This window comes from Isoptericola sp. NPDC019693, assembly GCF_044389085.1.
Classification (GTDB): Bacteria; Actinomycetota; Actinomycetes; order Actinomycetales; family Cellulomonadaceae; genus Isoptericola.
Map to the genome: position 1 here is coordinate 180283 of NZ_JBIRXP010000005.1, position 16329 is coordinate 196611.

Annotated in this window: 16 protein-coding genes; 1 reads left to right on the forward strand and 15 read right to left on the reverse strand. The window is 74.6% G+C overall.

Translation table 11 applies throughout. The features are described from left to right. Position 1 precedes the first annotated feature (1 nt). The 4 genes from frr to rpsB form a co-directional block, all read right to left on the reverse strand. Positions 2–559, reverse strand: coding sequence for a ribosome recycling factor (gene frr, locus ACH436_RS15945; protein WP_429728411.1), 558 nt, complete (start codon positions 557–559; stop codon positions 2–4). Positions 560–640: 81 nt separating this feature from the next. After that, positions 641–1432: a UMP kinase gene (gene pyrH, locus ACH436_RS15950; RefSeq protein WP_430561180.1), complete on the reverse strand. Its 792-nt coding sequence runs from the start codon at positions 1430–1432 to the stop codon at positions 641–643. A 243-nt stretch (positions 1433–1675) separates the two neighbouring features. Then, positions 1676–2515 carry a translation elongation factor Ts gene (gene tsf / locus ACH436_RS15955; protein ID WP_430561181.1) on the reverse strand — a complete coding sequence of 280 codons (840 nt, stop codon included), beginning with the start codon at positions 2513–2515 and terminating at the stop codon, positions 1676–1678. 115 nt (positions 2516–2630) lie between these two features. Next, positions 2631–3548, reverse strand: coding sequence for a 30S ribosomal protein S2 (gene rpsB / locus ACH436_RS15960; protein ID WP_430561182.1), 918 nt, complete (start codon positions 3546–3548; stop codon positions 2631–2633). A 625-nt stretch (positions 3549–4173) separates the two neighbouring features. Here rpsB and ACH436_RS15965 point away from each other — a divergent pair. Beyond that, a complete protein-coding gene (locus ACH436_RS15965; protein ID WP_430561183.1) occupies positions 4174–4689 on the forward strand; it encodes a murein hydrolase activator EnvC family protein in 516 nt (171 codons plus the stop codon). Positions 4690–4724: 35 nt separating this feature from the next. Here the strand turns inward: ACH436_RS15965 and ACH436_RS15970 are convergent, their stop codons facing one another. From ACH436_RS15970 to ACH436_RS16020, 11 genes are all read right to left on the reverse strand, one after another. After that, complete coding sequence (locus ACH436_RS15970; protein WP_430561184.1) at positions 4725–6260, reverse strand: aldehyde dehydrogenase (NADP(+)); 1536 nt, start codon at positions 6258–6260, stop codon at positions 4725–4727. 56 nt (positions 6261–6316) lie between these two features. After that, complete coding sequence (locus ACH436_RS15975; RefSeq protein WP_430561185.1) at positions 6317–7507, reverse strand: mandelate racemase/muconate lactonizing enzyme family protein; 1191 nt, start codon at positions 7505–7507, stop codon at positions 6317–6319. Next, positions 7504–8436 carry a dihydrodipicolinate synthase family protein gene (locus ACH436_RS15980; protein ID WP_430561186.1) on the reverse strand — a complete coding sequence of 311 codons (933 nt, stop codon included), beginning with the start codon at positions 8434–8436 and terminating at the stop codon, positions 7504–7506. The genes ACH436_RS15975 and ACH436_RS15980 overlap by 4 nt, the downstream gene beginning before the upstream one ends. Beyond that, a complete protein-coding gene (locus ACH436_RS15985) occupies positions 8433–9788 on the reverse strand; it encodes an MFS transporter (protein WP_430561187.1) in 1356 nt (451 codons plus the stop codon). Before ACH436_RS15985 ends, ACH436_RS15980 begins: the two co-directional genes overlap by 4 nt. A 165-nt stretch (positions 9789–9953) precedes the next feature. Further along, a complete protein-coding gene (locus ACH436_RS15990) occupies positions 9954–10616 on the reverse strand; it encodes a GntR family transcriptional regulator (protein WP_430561188.1) in 663 nt (220 codons plus the stop codon). Between the two features lie 102 nt (positions 10617–10718). Continuing rightward, a complete protein-coding gene (locus ACH436_RS15995; RefSeq protein ID WP_430561189.1) occupies positions 10719–11666 on the reverse strand; it encodes a tyrosine recombinase XerC in 948 nt (315 codons plus the stop codon). Positions 11667–11790: 124 nt separating this feature from the next. After that, complete coding sequence (dprA, locus tag ACH436_RS16000; protein WP_430561190.1) at positions 11791–13119, reverse strand: DNA-processing protein DprA; 1329 nt, start codon at positions 13117–13119, stop codon at positions 11791–11793. Continuing rightward, positions 13112–14647 carry a YifB family Mg chelatase-like AAA ATPase gene (locus tag ACH436_RS16005; protein WP_430561191.1) on the reverse strand — a complete coding sequence of 512 codons (1536 nt, stop codon included), beginning with the start codon at positions 14645–14647 and terminating at the stop codon, positions 13112–13114. The genes dprA and ACH436_RS16005 overlap by 8 nt, the downstream gene beginning before the upstream one ends. Further along, a complete protein-coding gene (locus ACH436_RS16010; RefSeq protein ID WP_430561192.1) occupies positions 14647–15006 on the reverse strand; it encodes a YraN family protein in 360 nt (119 codons plus the stop codon). The genes ACH436_RS16005 and ACH436_RS16010 overlap by 1 nt, the downstream gene beginning before the upstream one ends. Positions 15007–15152: 146 nt before the next feature. Beyond that, positions 15153–15452: a DUF2469 domain-containing protein gene (locus ACH436_RS16015; RefSeq protein ID WP_013838354.1), complete on the reverse strand. Its 300-nt coding sequence runs from the start codon at positions 15450–15452 to the stop codon at positions 15153–15155. Beyond that, positions 15449–16318, reverse strand: coding sequence for a ribonuclease HII (locus tag ACH436_RS16020; protein WP_430561341.1), 870 nt, complete (start codon positions 16316–16318; stop codon positions 15449–15451). The genes ACH436_RS16015 and ACH436_RS16020 overlap by 4 nt, the downstream gene beginning before the upstream one ends. Between the last annotated feature and the right edge of the window lie 11 nt (positions 16319–16329).

Sequence of the window (16329 nt, forward strand, 5' to 3'; positions counted from 1 at the left end):
ATCAGACCTCGAGCAGCTCGCTCTCCTTGCCGGCGAGGAGCACGTCGATCGCGTCGACGTGCTTCTTCGTCAGCGACTCCAGCTCCTTCTCCGCACGGGTGACCTCGTCCTCGCCGGCCTCACCGTCCTTGACGATGCGGTCGAGCTCCTCCTTGGCCTTGCGGCGGACGTTGCGCACCGAGATCCGGGCGTCCTCCGCCTTCGTCTTGGCCATCTTCACGTAGTCGCGGCGGCGCTCCTCCGTGAGGGCGGGCATGACGATGCGGATCGCGTTGCCGTCGTTCGACGGGTTGACGCCCAGGTCGGACTCGCGCAGCGCCTTCTCGATGGTCGTCATCGAGCCCTTGTCGAACGGGGAGATGAGCACCGTGCGGGCGTCGGGGATGTTGAAGGACGCGAGCTGCTGCAGCGGCGTCGGGGCGCCGTAGTAGTCCACGGTGATCTTCGAGAACATGCCCGAGTTGGCGCGGCCCGTGCGGATCCCCGCGAACTCCTCCTTGGCGACCTCGATCGCCCTGTCCATCTTCTCCTCGGCCTCGAGGAGGGTGTCGTCGATCACCGGTGCTCCATTCTCGTCGTGGTGCTGCTCGTGCGTCGGGTGCTGCTCGGGTGCTGCGCAGCGAGTTCTTGCTGCAGGCGGTCAGTGGGTGGTGACCAGCGTGCCAATCTTCTCGCCCAGCAGCGCGCGGGTCACGTTACCCGGCTCCTCGAGGCCGAAGACACGCATCCGCACGTCGTTGTCCCGGCACAGGGACAGCGCCGTGGCGTCCATCACGTTGAGGCCGCGCACCAGGGCGTCGGTGTAGGTCAGGTGCTCGAGGCGCTCGGCGTCCGGGTTCGTGCGCGGGTCGGCCGAGTAGACGGCGTCGACGCCGTTCTTGCCCATGAGGACCTCGTCGCAGTGCGTCTCGAGCGCGCGCTGGACCGAGACCGTGTCGGTGGAGAAGTACGGCATGCCGGCGCCCGCGCCGAAGATCACGACGCGCCCCTTCTCCAGGTGCCGGATGGCACGCAGCGGGATGTACGGCTCGGCGACCTGCCCCATCGTGATCGCGGTCTGCACGCGCGTCTTGACGCCGTCCTGCTCGAGGAAGTCCTGCAGCGCGAGGCAGTTCATCACCGTGCCGAGCATGCCCATGTAGTCGGCGCGCGCCCGGTCCAGGCCGGCGCGCGAGAGCTCCGCGCCGCGGAAGAAGTTGCCGCCGCCGGAGACGATCGCGACCTGCACGCCCTGGCGCACGGCGTCGCCGATCTCCTGGGCGACGCGCCGCACGACATCGGTCGCGAGACCCACGCTGCCGCCGCCGAAGGTCTCACCGGAGAGCTTCAGGAGCACCCGGCGGGCGGGCGTCCGCCCCTCGGCGTCGATGGTCGGCTCGATCGGGTTGGTCTCGGTCACGTGCGTCACCGTCGCTCTCTGTCTGTTCAGCATGCCGTCTGTTCCGCATGCCGTCTGTTCCGCATGCCGTCTGTGATGCCGCGTGGCATGTTCCGCTCGACGCGCTCGGCGCCGGCGGGTCGGGCGCGCCCCCGCGCCCGGTCCTGCTGTGCTCGCCCTCCGCGCATCCTGGCACCCGACGGGCGTTCCCGCTCCGTCAGCCGCCCGCCGCCGGCGGGTACGCGAAGGCCCGGCCGCACCGCGCAGGGTGCGGCCGGGCCTGAGCGCTCGCGAGCGTCAGCTGCCGACGCGGAAGCGGACGAAGCCCAGCAGGTTGCCACCGGTGGTGGCGACGTGCTTGGCGACCGTCGTCTTCGTGTCCTTCGCCAGCGGCTGGTCCACCAGCACGGCGTCCTTGAAGAAGCCGTTCAGGCGGCCCTCGACGATCTTCGGGAGCGCGGCCTCGGGCTTGCCCTCGGCGATCGACACCTCGCGGGCGATCTCGCGCTCCTTCTCGACGACGTCGGCCGGGACGTCCTCACGGGACAGGTACTTCGGGGCGAGCGCGGCGATGTGCTGCGCGACGTCCTTGGCGACGGGCTCGGCCGCGTCGTCGGTGGCGACGAGCACACCGATCGACGGCGGCAGGTCCTTGGCCGTCTTGTGCAGGTAGGTCGTCACCTTGGGGGCCTCGAGGCGGGCCACGCGGCGCAGCACGACCTTCTCCCCCATCGTGGCGCCCTGGGCGGCGATGGTGTCCGCCACCGTGCCCTCGGCGGCCGGGGCCGCGAGGCCGGACTCGGCGTCCGTGGCGCCCGCGGCGGCGACGGCCTCGAGGACCGTCTCGGCGAGGGCGATGAACTTCTCGTTCTTGACGACGAAGTCCGTCTCGGCGTCGAGCTCGATCATCGTGGCGACCTGGCCGGCGGCGGAGTCGGCGACCTTGACGGCCACGAGGCCCTCGGTGGTCGCGTTGCCCTCACGCTTGGCCGCGCGGGCCAGACCCTTCTTGCGGATGATCTCGATCGCCTGGTCGGCGTTGCCGTCGGCCTCGTCGAGCGCCTTCTTGACGTCGAGCATGCCGGCACCGGTGCGCTCGCGCAGCGCCTTGATGTCAGCGGCGGTGTAGTTCGCCATGGATGTCCTCCGTGCTGGTTCGAGGTCCACCCGGCCCCGGTCGGGGTGCCGGACGGAGTGGGACGTGCGGCGGGTCCGCGGGCCGGTCACCCGAGGGCGACCGGCCCGCGAGGACTCACTCGGACTTCTCGGCGGCCTGCTCGCCCTCGGCGGCAGGCGTCTCCTCGGCGGCCGGAGCAGCCTCGGCGGCGGGGGCCTCGGTCGCCTCGGCGGCGGGGGCCTCGGTCGCCTCGGCGGCGGGGGCCTCGGCCTGCGCGGCCTCGGCACCGGCCAGGAGCTCGCGCTCCCACTCGGCCAGCGGCTCGGCCTCGGCGGACTCGGCGGCCTCGCCCTTCTTGCCCGAGTGACGCTGCAGCAGGCCCTCGGCGGCGGCGTCCGCGATCACGCGGGTGAGCAGCGTGACGGAGCGGATCGCGTCGTCGTTGCCCGGGATCGCGTAGTCGACGACGTCGGGGTCGCAGTTGGTGTCGAGGATCGCGACGACCGGGATGCCCAGCTTGCGGGCCTCGTCGACGGCGAGGTGCTCCTTGTTCGTGTCCACGATCCAGACCGCCGACGGGGTCTTGGCCATGTCACGGATGCCGCCCAGGGTGCGCGCGAGCTTGTCCTTCTCGCGACGCAGGACCAGGAGCTCCTTCTTCGTCAGGCCGGAGCCGGCGACGTCGTCGAAGTCGATCTCCTCGAGCTCCTTGAGGCGCTGGAGGCGCTTGTGCACGGTGGTGAAGTTGGTGAGCATGCCACCGAGCCAGCGGTGGTTCACGTACGGCATGCCGACGCGGGCGGCCTGCTCGGCCACGGGCTCCTGTGCCTGCTTCTTGGTGCCGACGAACAGGATGCTGCCGCCGTGGGCGACGGTCTCCTTGACGAACTCGTAGGCGCGGTCGATGTACGACAGCGACTGCTGGAGGTCGACGATGTAGATGCCGTTGCGCTCGGTGAAGATGAACCGCTTCATCTTCGGGTTCCAACGGCGGGTCTGGTGTCCGAAGTGGACACCGCTCTCGAGGAGCTGGCGCATGGTCACGACGGCCATGACACGTCCTTTCGCCGCGTGCGCCGGATCCTCCGGGCTGCACGCGCGTCGGGCGACCGGGCTGCTGGAGCAGGTCCCCGGTCGCTGTACTCGGTTCGTCGGTGACGGGCATCGGGCCCGGCACCCCTGGCGTCACGCCGGGCCGGCACCGTTCTCGGGGACCCGAGGACGGACCGCTGCCGACGCGGCCGCGCCCTGGACCCGGAGGACCGGGTCGCGGGGCGCGCACGTGACGCGCGATGTCGACCGGTTCACGCCCGCTCCCCCGCCCGGCGGGCCCGCAGGACGTCGAGGACGGTCCACGAGCATCCACCGGATGGTTCGGGAGGGCGAGGCACAAGCCGATCGCGGGAGAGAGTCTACCCGACCCTTCCGGGCCTCCCCGCCCGCGGTCGCACGCTGTGCCGCACCTCTCCCCCGGGCCTCTCCCCCGGGTCTCGCCCGACGACGGGTGCGCGCGATGTCCACGCCGCGAACCTGCCCCCGGGCGCCGTCCGCGCCATGTCGTCCACAGGCGGCCCCGACGAGGCGACAGCCCGACCGTGCGGTCGCCCAGTCTGCACCCATGAGTCTCCGCGTGAACCCTCGCGTGAACCCTCGCGTGAACCCTCGCGTGAACCCTCGCGTGAACCCCCGCGTGACCGTCGTGGTGCTGGCCACGGCGGCGCTGCTGTCCGCCGTGCCGCTGGGGGGCGCGGCGGCGCCCGCCCCGCCGGTCGACGGCCACGGCTGGACGCGGCCCGTGCCCGGCGAGGTCGTGCACCCGTTCGACCCGCCGGCCGAGGAGTGGGGCGCCGGGCACCGTGGAGTCGACCTCGCCGCCACGACCGGCGAGCCCGTCCGGGCACCGGCGCCGGGCGTCGTGTCGTTCGCCGGGCAGGTCGCCGGCAAGCCGGTCGTGGTGGTGGCGCACGCCGACGGGCTGCGGTCCACCTTCGAGCCGGTCACCGCGTCGAGGGGCCGGGGAGACGCGGTGGCGGCGGGCGACGTCGTGGGCACGCTCGCCGCCGGGTCGGGGCACTGCGCGCCCGCCGGGTGCCTGCACTGGGGCGTCCTGCGCGGCGAGGTCTACCTCGACCCGCTCGCCCTGCTCGGCGAGGCCCCGCCGATCGTCCTGCTGCCCGGAGCGCCGCCACGGTGACCGGCCCCGGCACCGCCCGTGTCGTCCCGCGCCGGTCAGCCCGCCGCGCCGGGTGCGGCGTCGCCGCCGTTCGCCGCCGGGACCTGCAGCACGCCGTCCACGCGCCGGACCACGCCCCACGGGTCGTGGTCGCGCAGCGGCGGCGGCAGACGGTGCTGGGGTGCGTCCTGGTACGCGACGGGCCGCAGCCACCGCCTGGTGGCGGTCGCGCCGACCGACGTGTGCTGGGACGTCGTCGCCGGGTACGGCCCGCCGTGGTGCTGCGCCCAGGAGACCGCGACCCCGGTGGGCCAGCCCTCGAACAGCACCCGTCCGGCCACGGCCCGGCACGCACGGACCAGGCCGTCGACGTCCTCGTCGCCCTCGGCGTGGATCGTGGCCGTGAGGCTTCCCGGCAGGGCCGCGACCAGGGCCGCGAGCTCGCCCTCGTCGGCGTAGCGCACGAGCACGGTGAGCGGGCCGAACGCTTCCTCGAGCAGCATGTCCGTTGCACCGAGCACCGTCGCGACGTCGGCCTCGACCACGAGGGGAAGCACCGGCCCGTCGTCGCCGCCGGAGCCCGCAGGCGGTCGCCCGGTCAGCACCCGCACCCCGGCGACGGCGAGCACCTGCGCCGCCCGGGCGGCGAACCCTGCCCTGATCCCCGGGGTCAGCATCGGGGCCGCCTGCTCGGGCACGGCCGCCACGAGCGCCGCGTCGAACTCCGAGGACGCAGGCACGGCCACCAGCCCCGGCTTGGTGCAGAACTGCCCCGCCCCCAGGGTGAAGGACGCGGCGAGCCCCGCGGCCAGCTCCGGCCCGCGGGCGGAGAGCGCCCCGCGCGTCACGACGACCGGGTTGAGGCTCCCCAGCTCGCCGTGGAAGGGGATCGGGTCGGGACGCCTCGCGGCCCGGTCGAAGAGGGCACGCCCACCCGGCACCGAACCGGTGAAGCCGACGGCGCGTACCGCCGGGTGCTCGACGAGCGCCACGCCGGTGTCGAAACCCTCCACGACGGCGAAGAGCCCCGACGGGGCGCCCGCCGCGTCGAGCGCCGACACCACGACCTCGGCGGTGGCCCGCGACAGCTCGAGGTGCCCGGGGTACGCCTTGACCACCACGGCGTTGCCGACCGCGAGCGCCGACGCCGTGTCCCCGCCCGCGACCGAGAAGGCGAACGGGAAGTTCGACGCGGCGAACACGGCCACCACACCGAGGGGGACGAGCATCCGCCGCAGGTCCGGCACCGGCGGGACACCCTCCGGGTCCGGGTGGTCGATCGTCGCCTCCAGGCACGACCCCTCCAGCGCCACGGAGGCGAACAGCCGCAGCTGGGCGGTCGTCCGGGCGAGCTCTCCCGCGAGCCGGGCGTCGGGCAGACGGGACTCGCGCCGCGCCAGCGGGACGAGCACCGGTGCCGCCGCGTCCAGGGCGTCGGCGACGGCCCGGAGCCACCGTGCGCGGGTGCCCGGGTCGGACTCGGCCGCCAGGTCCGCCGCGGCGGTCGCCGCCCGGAGGACGTCGTGGAGGCCGGTCGTCGTCGTGTCCGGTTCCATGCCTGCGCTCACGTCGCCTGTCACGTCATCGCTCATCTCGTTGCTCACGTCATCGCTCACGTCGTTGGTCGCGTCGTTCCTCACGTCGTCGCTCACATCCACGCCGTCGAGCCGTCCGGCCGACGGGGCACGCGGCGTTCCCAGTGCACCCAGTCGTCGTCGCGCAGCGCGTCCTCGTCGATCGTCACGCCCCAGCCCGGGCGCTCGGGCCGCAGCTCGAGGTGCCCGTCCACGGGCTCGTAGGGGTCCGGGCACCACGACACGGCGTCAGGCTTGAACTCCAGGATCGAGAAGTTGGTCGTCGCGGCGGCGAAGTGCACGTTGGCCGCCGTCGCGAGCGGGCCGAGCGGGTTGTGCGGGGCCACGGGGACGTAGCGGGTCTCGGCGAGCGCGGCGATCTTGAGCATCGTCGTGAGGCCGCCCACCACGCAGATGTCGGGCTGCACGATGTCGGCCCCCTGGGCTGCGAGGAGCGCGTCGAACTCGTGGGTGGAGTACAGCGACTCGCCCGTCGCGAGCGGTACCGGCATCTGGTCCCGCACCCGGGCCCACGCCGGGACGTGCTCGGGGCGCAGCGGCTCCTCGAGGAACAGGGGCTCCGAGGGGGCGACCGCACGCCCCAGCTCCACCGCCTGGTGCGGCTCCCAGAGGCACGCGTGCGCGTCGAGAGCGAACTCCCAGTCGTCGGGGTGGGCCGCGCGGACCTGGCGGAAGTACTCGCCCGTCTCGCGTGCGAGCGCACCGAACCGGCGGCGGTGGAGGTCGCTCCGGTACGGGCTGAGCTTGAACGCGGTGAACCCGTGGGAGTCGTGCAGGGACCGCGTGCGGTCCACGAGATCGGGCAGGTCGGGCGCGGAGTACAGGCCGGCGTAGACGCGGACCCGGTCGCGCACGGCGCCTCCGATCAGCCGGTAGACCGGAAGGCCTGCGGCCTTGCCCGCGACGTCCCACAGCGCGTGGTCGATCGCCGAGATCGCCGCCAGTCCCAGGGCGCCCGGCGGGAACCGGGAGGACTGGCGCAGCAGCTCGTTGACGAAGGTGACGCGGGTGGCGTCCACGCCCCGCACCTGGTCGGCCAGGTACTCCAGCAGCGGCGGGAACGCGAGGTCCGGGCCGTGGTTGTAGACCTCCGACCAGCCGGTGAGCCCACCTGCCGTCGTGATCTTCACCAGGACCCGCGGCCGGTCTCCCACCCGCTGCAGGAACGTCTCGAGGCGGTCGATCCGGAGGTCCGCGTCGCCGGGCCCCGCCTCCCGTGCCCCGGTGCCGGCCTGCGCCGTCATGCGACACGCTCCTGCGCGGCCCGCATACCCCAGGCGGCCACCGCGTCCCGCACCTCGCGGGCGGCGTCCTCGTCGAGCACGTGGCTGGGGGGCCGCACCGAGCGGTCGCAGAGACCGGCGAGGTGCATCGCCTCCTTGACCACGGACACGTTGTCGGCGGACCCGCGGCGGGCCCGCAGCGCCTCGAAGTCGCGGATCTGCCGGGACAGTCGCGCCACGGTCTCCGGGTCACCGGCACGCAGCGCGTCGAGCAGCGCGAACGACACCTGCGGCGCGACGTTGACCAGGCCGGACGTGAACCCTCGAGCGCCCGCCTGCCAGTAGGCGGGCGCCCAGGACTCGGCGAGGCCTGCGATCCACAGCAGGTCGTGCCCGGCGTCGTCCCGCACCGCGGCGAAGTGGACCGGGTCCGGCACCGAGTACTTCAGCCCGACGACGTTCGGGGCGCGCTCGGCGAGGGCCGCCACGTGCCGGCCGGCCACGAGCCGGGTGCTCAGGTACGGCAGCACCGCGAGGTCCGGCACGGCGGCGGCGATCGTCGCGTTGTACTCGACCCAGCCGTCGGGCGAGAGGTACGGGACCACGGGCTGGTGGATCATCACCGCCCCCGCACCGTGCGCCGCCGCGTGCCGCGCGTCCGCGACCGCGCTCTCGAGGTCGAGGCCGACGCCCGCGACGACCACGGTGTCGGGACGTCGCGCTGCGGCCACGATCTCGAGCACGCGCCGTCGTTCGGTGGGCGACAGCGCGTAGAACTCGCCGGTGTTGCCGTTCGGGGTGATCACGGTCAGGCCCGCGTCGAGGAGCCGGTCGGCGAGCCGCGCGGTGCGCTCCTCGTCGACCCGGCCCTCGGGGTCGTAGGGCACGACGGGGATGCCGACCACGGTGGCCAGGCGTTCGTGCAGGTCGGTCGATGTCGTCGATGTCACGGTCGGGGCTCCTCGGGGACGGTCCCCTCGACCTGGTCGAGGGTGGTGACGGGCTTGATGCGGACCCAGAACGCGTAGACGGCGGCGCTGACGAGACAGCTCACGGCGGCGAACACCATGGGGCCGAGGTAGGAGCCCGTCGTGGTGAGGAACAGGCCGATCGCGATGGGGCTCACGAGATTGCCCAGCTGCGAGCCGAAGTTCTGGAACCCGGCGATCGAGCCGACCTGGTTCGGGTCCTCGGCCACCTCGGCGGGCAGGCTCAGGATGGCGGCGCCCGCGAACGAGTGGGCGGCGCTGGACAGGGTCAGGACGACCATGAGGAGGGCGTTGCTCTCGATGAACGGGCTGAACCCGATGCTGGCGCTGAGCACGAGCCCCGCGATGATCGGGATCTTGCGTGCCCGGTTCGTCGACATGCCCGCCGCGAGCATCCGGTCGGACACGATGCCGCCGAGCACGGTCGACCCGATGGCGATGACGGCGGGCAGCGCACCCACCATGCCGAAATCTGCCTCCGAGAAGCCCCGGTCGTCCAGCAGGTAGCTCGGGTACCAGGTCAGGAAGAACGCCCCCGCGAGCGAGCGGAACACGTAGCCGGTCGTCAGCGCCCACACCTGGCCGTTGCGGACCAGGCTCCTCCAGGAGACGGTCGGCTGCTCGCTCGAGGCCTCCACCATCTCGCCCTGGTCGGAGCGGATGTGGCGCAGCTCCTCCTCCGACACGCGCGGGTGCTTCTCCGGGGCGCGGTAGATGGCGAGCCAGCCGACGATCCACAGCAGGCCGACGACGCCGATCACCACGAAGGCGCTGCGCCAGCCCGCGAAGACCGCGAGCGCCGTGACGAGCGGCACCGACAGGGCCGTGCCGATCTGCTGGCCCATGTCGAACAGGCTGGACGCGAAGGCCCGCTCCCGGCGCGGGAACCACTTCGAGACGACCTTGACGTTCGCGGGCTGCACCGGTGCCTCGCCGATGCCCAGCCCGAGCCGGAAGACGATGACGCTCCCCACCCCGGTCGCGAGCGCGGTGAGGGCCGTCCAGACCGACCACCAGCCCACGGCGATCGGGTAGATCACCCGCGGGCCGAACTTGTCCAGGAGCCAGCCGGACGGGATCTGGAAGAGCGCGTACGTCCAGAAGAAGCTGGACAGCAGCACCCCTTGGACGGCCGGGCTGATGTGGAACTCGTCGGACATGAAGGGCATGGCCACGCTGAGGGCCGCCCGGTCGAGGTAGGCGATCGTCAGGCCGAGGGCCGAGAACCCGACGATCGACCAGCGCATCCGGCTGCGTCGCCGGGCGCCCCCGGCGGCCTGAGCCGCGTCGGGACGCGTGTCATGATGAAGCATCGTCGCTCCTTGGGGTGGCGGTGACGCTCCGGTCGGAGCGCCCTGATGAGGGGCACGGGTCGGGATCTTGGCGGAGAACGGCCCGTGCCTCTACGGCCGACCGGACGGTCGGCACGTCGGTGTGGTCAGTGGCTCATGTGCGGTCAGGCCGCGGGGGCGTCCCGGTCACGGGGACGGCGGCGCGGGATCGATGTCCTGCTTCGGGAGCCGGTCGAGGAACGCCGCCACGTGGCGCCGCACCAGGTCGGCCGCCTCGTCGGCCCGGCCCTCCCGCGCCGCGCCCAGGATCTCCTCGTGCTCGGCGGCCTCCGTCTCCCACGACGCGCGGCGGGCCCACGCTGCGACGGACACGAGCGACGTCTGGTCGCGCAGCCCGTCGAGCGAGGCCACCAGCAACGGGTTGCCGCAGCCCTCGTAGAGCGCGCGGTGGAACTCCCGGTTGGCGGCGCTGCGTGCCACGCCCCCGTCGGCCTCCCGCGCCCGCTCGAGGGCCCGTTCGGCGGCGGACAGGCGACCGCCGGCGGCGACCGTGCGGCGCACGGCCTCGGGCTCGAGCAGCAGCCGCATGTCGTAGACCGCCGCGGCGTCCTCGTAGGACATCTCGCGCACCGTCGCGCCCAGGTAGGGCCGGATGACCACGAGCCCGGTGCCCTCCAGCGTCTTGAGCGCCTCGCGCACCGGTGTCTTCGACACGCCCAGCTGGAGCGCGAGGTCCGTCTCGACCAACGGGCTCCCTGCTGCCAGGTCACCGGAGAGGATCGCCCCCTTGATGATCTCCAGCACGTGCGCCGTGCGGGACGGTGCGACCACGTGGGCCTGCAGCGGCATTCCGACCTCCAGTCTCGTATCTCATATATGAGACACGAGAGAGCCTAGGGGTGGTCGGTGTGCCTGGCAAGTCCCGCCCGGCGCGCGTGCGGATGGCGCTGGTCAGGCGCGCGGGAACGCCTGCACGAACACCTTGCGGAGGCGCTCGTCGTCCACGTGCGTGTACCGCTGCGTGGTGCCGAGGTCGGAGTGCCCCAGCACCTCCTGGACCGAGCGCAGGTCCGAACCGCCCTGCAGCAGGTGCGTCGCGGCGGAGTGCCGCAGCGCGTGCGGCGCGACGTCGTCGACACCGGCGCGCGCCGCGAGCTGGTGCACCGCGTCACGGACCTGCCGCTGACCCCAGCGTCCGCCGCGCGCGCCCAGCAGGAGCGCCGCGCCCGAGGCGGGCTGCACCAGGGCCGGCCTGCCGTGCGCCAGCCACTCCGACAGGGCGCGCGCCGCCGGGACGCCGAACGGCACGACCCGCTCCTTGCCCCCCTTGCCGAGCACCCGCACCAGCCGCTCCGTCAGGTCGACGGCGGGCACGTCGACCTGGACCAGCTCGCCGACGCGGATGCCGCTGCCGTACAGGAGCTCTGCCGCCGCCCACGCGCGCAGGGCCGCCGGGCGGGCGTCCGGCTCGGCGGTGTGCGCCGCCTCACGGGCGGTGTCGAGCAGCGTCGCGGCCGCGTCCGCGCTCAGCACCGTCGGCAGCGTCCGCGAGACCTTCGGGCTGGCCAACCGTGCCGTCGGGTCCGACTGCACCAGGCCGACGCGGTACGCCCACCTCAGGAAGGTCCGCGCGGCCGCGCCGCGGCGGGCGATGGTCGCCCGGGTCAGACCACGCTCGGACTGCGCGGCCAGCCAGCCGCGCAGCACGCCGACGTCCACCCCCGGCAGCCCGTCGACGCCGTGCCGCACCGCGTACCGCAGGAGCGACCCGACGTCGGCCCGGTAGGCCCGCCGGGTGTGGGCCGAGTGCCCGCGCTGGACCTCGAGATGCTCGTCGAAACGGGCCAGCGCGTCAGCGAGCGGCGCCGGCAGCGGCGGCAGGTCCGGATCGGTGTCCATCCAGGTCAGTGTGCCCCTGAGGCGTCGCCGAGGGGGTGAGGCGGCGCGCGTGTCGAGGTCGCACGCCGGTACCGGGCCGGCAGACAGCCCGTCGCTCGGCCCCGGCCGGCTCCGCCTGCCGGCCTCACCTGCTCGCCTTCTCCTGGCGTGCGCGGCCGTCGTCGCGCCGGACCCTGCGCCACCGCCCGCCGTCCTGCGTGGCCAGGCCGTGCAGCTCCAGCGCTCCGAGACCGGCGAGCAGCTCCCCCGGGGCCAGACCGGCGGTCCGGACGAGCGCGTCCGGACCGGCGGACGCTCGGACGGGCAGCGCGTCCCACACCCGGCACGCACGCTCGCCGAGGGCCTCGACCTCGGCCGGGACCCGCCGCCTCGACACCGCGCGCGCGGCCGGCCCGGGGCCCGGCACCTCCTGACGCGTGCCCTGCTCCCCCGCCGCGTCGCCGTCGTACGGGCCGGCCAGCTCGGCCACCTCGGCAGCGTCCGTCACGCAGACGGCGGCCCCGTCGCGCAGGAGCGCGTGGCAGCCCGTCGAGGTGCCGGACGTCACCGGACCGGGCACGGCGCCGAGCGGACGCAGCAGCCGCGTCGCGTGCCGGGCCGTCGACAGGGCCCCGGAGCGCCAGGCCGCCTCCACGACGACCGTCGCGCACGACACCGCCGCGATGATCCGGTTGCGGGCGAGGAAGCGCTGCTTGAACGGCGCCGAGCCCGGAGGGACCTCGCTCACCACCGCGCCCGCGCCGTCCGCCAGCCGCCGCAGCAGGTCCTGGTTGCCGGGCGGGTAGAAGCGGTCCACACCGCCCGCCAGCACCGCCACCGTGGGGGCCCCGCCGGCCACGGCCCCGCGATGGGCTGCGGCGTCGATCCCGTACGCCCCGCCCGACACGACGGCGAACCCGCGGTCCGCCACCCCGGCCGCCAGGTCGGCCGCCACGCGGTCCCCGTAGGCGCTGGACGCCCGTGCCCCGACGAGCGCCACCGAGCGCTCCGTCATGCCGGCGAGATCCGCCTCGCCCCGCACCCACAGGGCGAACGGCTCCTCGGGACCCAGGGCGGCGAGCCGGGACGGCCAGCGCGGGTCCCCCGGCACCACGAGGCTGCCGCCGAACCGCTCGAGGACCCGCAGCTCCCGCCGCGGGTCGAGCCGGTCGAGGCGCGGGGCCCACCGGGCCACGCCCTCCATCAGCCGATCGGCCGCGACCTCGCTGCCCAGCGGTTCCAGGGCCGCCCCGCGCAGCGCGCGGGCGGGGTCGCGGACGGCGTCGACGACCCACCCGAGGGCCGCCGAGGCGCCGAGGTGCGCGACGAGGGCGCCGGCCACGGCGTCCGCCGGCTCCGCCAACCGGCTCCACGCCGCGCGGGCGAGCACCGGGTCGTCCCCCTCGAAGGGCAGCGCGCCGCCACCCGCTGACCGCGTCCCGCCCACGACGGGCTCCCTGACCGGCTCACGCATGGCTCCCCCTCGTGCGCATCGTCACGGCCGTCGAGACGTCGTCCACGGTCGGCGCGGCGCGCCCCGCCAGGTCGGCGTGCGTCCACGCGATCCGCAGCACCCGGTCGGCGCCGCGCAGGCTCAGGACGCCTCGGTCGACCATCTGCTCGATCGGCCGCAGCACCACCGGGTCGCGCGAGCGCTCCCGCAGCCATCGGCCGGGCACCTCGGCGTTCGTGGTCCAGGGCGTCCCGGCCAGCCGTTCGCGCGCCGCGGCCCGCGCCTGCGCGACGCGGGCCGCGACGACCGCCGACGACTCCCCCTCCGCCCCGGCGGTCCGGTCGGCCCGCGTCACCGGCAGGACCTCCACCTGCAGGTCGACACGGTCGAGCAGCGGCCCCGACAGGCGGCCGAAGTACCGTCGCTTGGCCATGGGGGTGCAGCTGCAGTCCAGCCCCTTGTTCACCGACGCCATCCCGCACGGGCAGGGGTTCGCCGCCAGGACGAGCTGAAACCGGGCCGGGTAGCGCGCCGCTCCCCCGGACCGGTGCAGCACCAGCTCGCCCTGCTCCAGCGGCTGCCGCAGCGTCTCGAGCACGCGGGACGGGAACTCGGGCGCCTCGTCGAGCAGCAGGACTCCTCGGTGCGCCCGGGAGACCGCGCCCGGCCGGGCCAGCCCGCTGCCCCCGCCGACGATCGCCGCCGGGGTGGCCGTGTGGTGCGGGTCCTCGAACGGTGGCCGCGTGAGCAGGCCCTGCCCGGGGTCGAACGTCCCGGCCACCGAGTGCACGGACGTCACCTCGACGGCCTCGGACGGCGTGAGGTCCGGCAGGATGCCCGGCAGGCGGGCGGCGAGCATCGTCTTGCCCGCGCCCGGCGGCCCGACCAGGAGCAGGTGGTGCCCGCCGGCGGCGGCCACCTCGAGGGCCGTCCGCGCCTGCACCTGCCCCACGACCTCCGCGAGGTCTCCCGTCGACCGGGGCGGCACGGCCTGCCGTGCCGCGCGGACCGGGTCCAGCACGGGCGGGTCCGTGAGCTCGCCCCCGTGCAGCAGCACCACCTCGGCGAGGCTCGACGCGGCGTGGACGCGAGCCCCGGGGACGAGGCGCGCCTCGTCCGCGTCCCCGGTCGCGACGACGACGTCGGGACAGCCCGCCTCGACGGCCGCGGCGACGGCCGGCAGCACCCCCCGCACGGGCTGGAGGCGTCCGTCCAGACCGAGCTCGGCCAGGTGCACGACCCGGTCCAGCCCCGCCCGGGGCACCGTCCCGTCCCCCGCGAGCACCGCGACGGCGATCGCGACGTCGAACGACGACCCGGACTTGCGCAGCGACGCGGGCGACAGGTTGACGGTGATCTTGCGGTGCGGCCACTTGATCCCGGTGGAGAGCACCGCGGCCCGCACCCGCTCGCGCGACTCGTTCAGCGCCGTGTCGGGCAGCCCCACCAGCGTGAACCCGGGCACCGACGCCGCGAGCTGCGCCTGCACCTCCACGACGTGCCCGGTCAGACCGGTGAGGGCGACGGCCGCCGTCGTCCCGAGCCCCATCAGAGCACCCCCACGAGATGCTCGACCTGGGCGGCGCCCGCTCGCGGGAGGACCACCGCCACGACGTCGACGCGGATCTCCCGGCACCGCACGTCCCGGTGCTCGGCGATCCACTGCCCCGTGAGGCGGCGGATGCGGGACAGCTTCGCGGGCGTCACCGCCTCCGCCGGATGACCGAACCCGGTGCCGCGCCGGGTCTTCACCTCGATGGCGACCAGCACGTCGCCGTCGCGCGCGACGAGGTCGAGCTCGCCGCCGGCGCCGCGCCAGTTCCGCTCGAGCACCTCCAGGCCGTGCGTCTCGACGTGGCGCGCAGCCACCCGTTCCCCGTACCGTCCGACGGCGTCCTTCGCCCGCATCGAACCACCTCCGCGGGAAGCCTCGCGCCCCCGACGGGCGGACGAGACGCGCGGTGGTCCGACCTGTGCACAGCGGACGAGCAGGGCCGCCCTGTGGGCGGGCTCCAGGCCTTCGGACGGCTGAGGACGTCCTGGGGGCTCCCGAGCTACAGGGCGAGCTCCGCCTTCGCGAGTTCCTCCACGTTGACGTCCTTGAACGTCACCACCCGGACCGACTTCACGAACCGCGCGGAGCGGTAGACGTCCCACACCCACGCGTCGGCCAGCCGGAGCTCGAAGTAGACCTCCCCGGCCGCGGACCGCACCTGCAGGTCCACCTGGTTGGCGAGGTAGAACCGTCGCTCCGTCTCCACGACGTACGAGAAGAGCCCCACCACGTCGCGGTACTCGCGGTAGAGCGCGAGCTCCATCTCGGTCTCGTAGTTCTCGAGGTCTTCGGCGCTCACGGGGCCATCCTCCCATCGGGTGTCACATCGGCGAGGGCGACGTCGAGCGTGCCTGCGGTCGCGTCGGGCAGCGAGCCGTCCGTACCGGACGCCCTGCCGCCGTCGTCGGCGAGCGCCCGCAGGTTCCACGACCTGCGGTGCTGCGGCGTCGGGCCCAGCCGGCGCAGCGCGTCCAGGTGCGCCGGCGCCGAGTAGCCCTTGTTCTGGTCCCACGCGAACGCCGGGTACTGGCGCGCGAGGCGCACGAGCAGGCCGTCTCGTTCCACCTTGGCGAGCACGCTCGCCGCTGCGACGGAGGAGCACTGCAGGTCCGCCTTGACGAGCGTGCGCACGCCCGGCTCCGGCGCCTCGGGGCCGAGCGGGTCGAGCGCCGCGGCCTCGAACAGGTCGACGTCCCCGCGGCTCAGCCAGTCGTGGGAGCCGTCGAGCAGCACCACGTCGACGTCGCCGCACGTGCGGCGGACCTGGGCCAGGGCCCGGCGTCCGGCGAGCCGCAGCGCGGCCACGATGCCGTGCGCGTCGATCTCCGCGGGTCCCGCGTGCCCCACGGCCCACGCGACGCCCCAGCGCTGCAGCTGCGGCACCATGGCGACCCGCGCCGCCGGGGTGAGCAGCTTGGAGTCGGTCAGGCCCTGCGGCGCCGTCCGTGTCGCGGCGTCCACGACGACGACCCCCACGCTCACCGGCCCGGCGAGGGCGCCGCGCCCCACCTCGTCCATGCCCGCGACCAGGCGCGCCCCGCCCGTGAGCAGCGCGCGCTCCTGACGCAGCGTCGGGCTCCGGCGCTGCTTGCCGGCGCCGGAGGAGGTCGCGGCGCGGCGACGGGGCGGTGTGGGCCGGCGTACCGTCTCCGGCCCCGGGGCCACGCGGCCGGGCT

Excerpts from the sequence above, each read along its gene's own strand:
- rpsB (WP_430561182.1), bottom strand. The coding sequence starts at position 3,548 with ATGGCCGTCGTGACCATGCGCCAGCTCCTCGAGAGCGGTGTCCACTTC.
- ACH436_RS16005 (WP_430561191.1), bottom strand. The coding sequence starts at position 14,647 with ATGGGGCTCGGGACGACGGCGGCCGTCGCCCTCACCGGTCTGACCGGG.
- ACH436_RS15970 (WP_430561184.1), bottom strand. The coding sequence starts at position 6,260 with ATGAGCGATGACGTGACAGGCGACGTGAGCGCAGGCATGGAACCGGAC.
- ACH436_RS15975 (WP_430561185.1), bottom strand. The coding sequence starts at position 7,507 with ATGACGGCGCAGGCCGGCACCGGGGCACGGGAGGCGGGGCCCGGCGAC.
- ACH436_RS15985 (WP_430561187.1), bottom strand. The coding sequence starts at position 9,788 with ATGCTTCATCATGACACGCGTCCCGACGCGGCTCAGGCCGCCGGGGGC.
- tsf (WP_430561181.1), bottom strand. The coding sequence starts at position 2,515 with ATGGCGAACTACACCGCCGCTGACATCAAGGCGCTGCGCGAGCGCACC.
- ACH436_RS15995 (WP_430561189.1), bottom strand. The coding sequence starts at position 11,666 with ATGGACACCGATCCGGACCTGCCGCCGCTGCCGGCGCCGCTCGCTGAC.
- ACH436_RS15990 (WP_430561188.1), bottom strand. The coding sequence starts at position 10,616 with ATGCCGCTGCAGGCCCACGTGGTCGCACCGTCCCGCACGGCGCACGTG.
- dprA (WP_430561190.1), bottom strand. The coding sequence starts at position 13,119 with ATGCGTGAGCCGGTCAGGGAGCCCGTCGTGGGCGGGACGCGGTCAGCG.
- ACH436_RS16010 (WP_430561192.1), bottom strand. The coding sequence starts at position 15,006 with ATGCGGGCGAAGGACGCCGTCGGACGGTACGGGGAACGGGTGGCTGCG.
- pyrH (WP_430561180.1), bottom strand. The coding sequence starts at position 1,432 with ATGCTGAACAGACAGAGAGCGACGGTGACGCACGTGACCGAGACCAAC.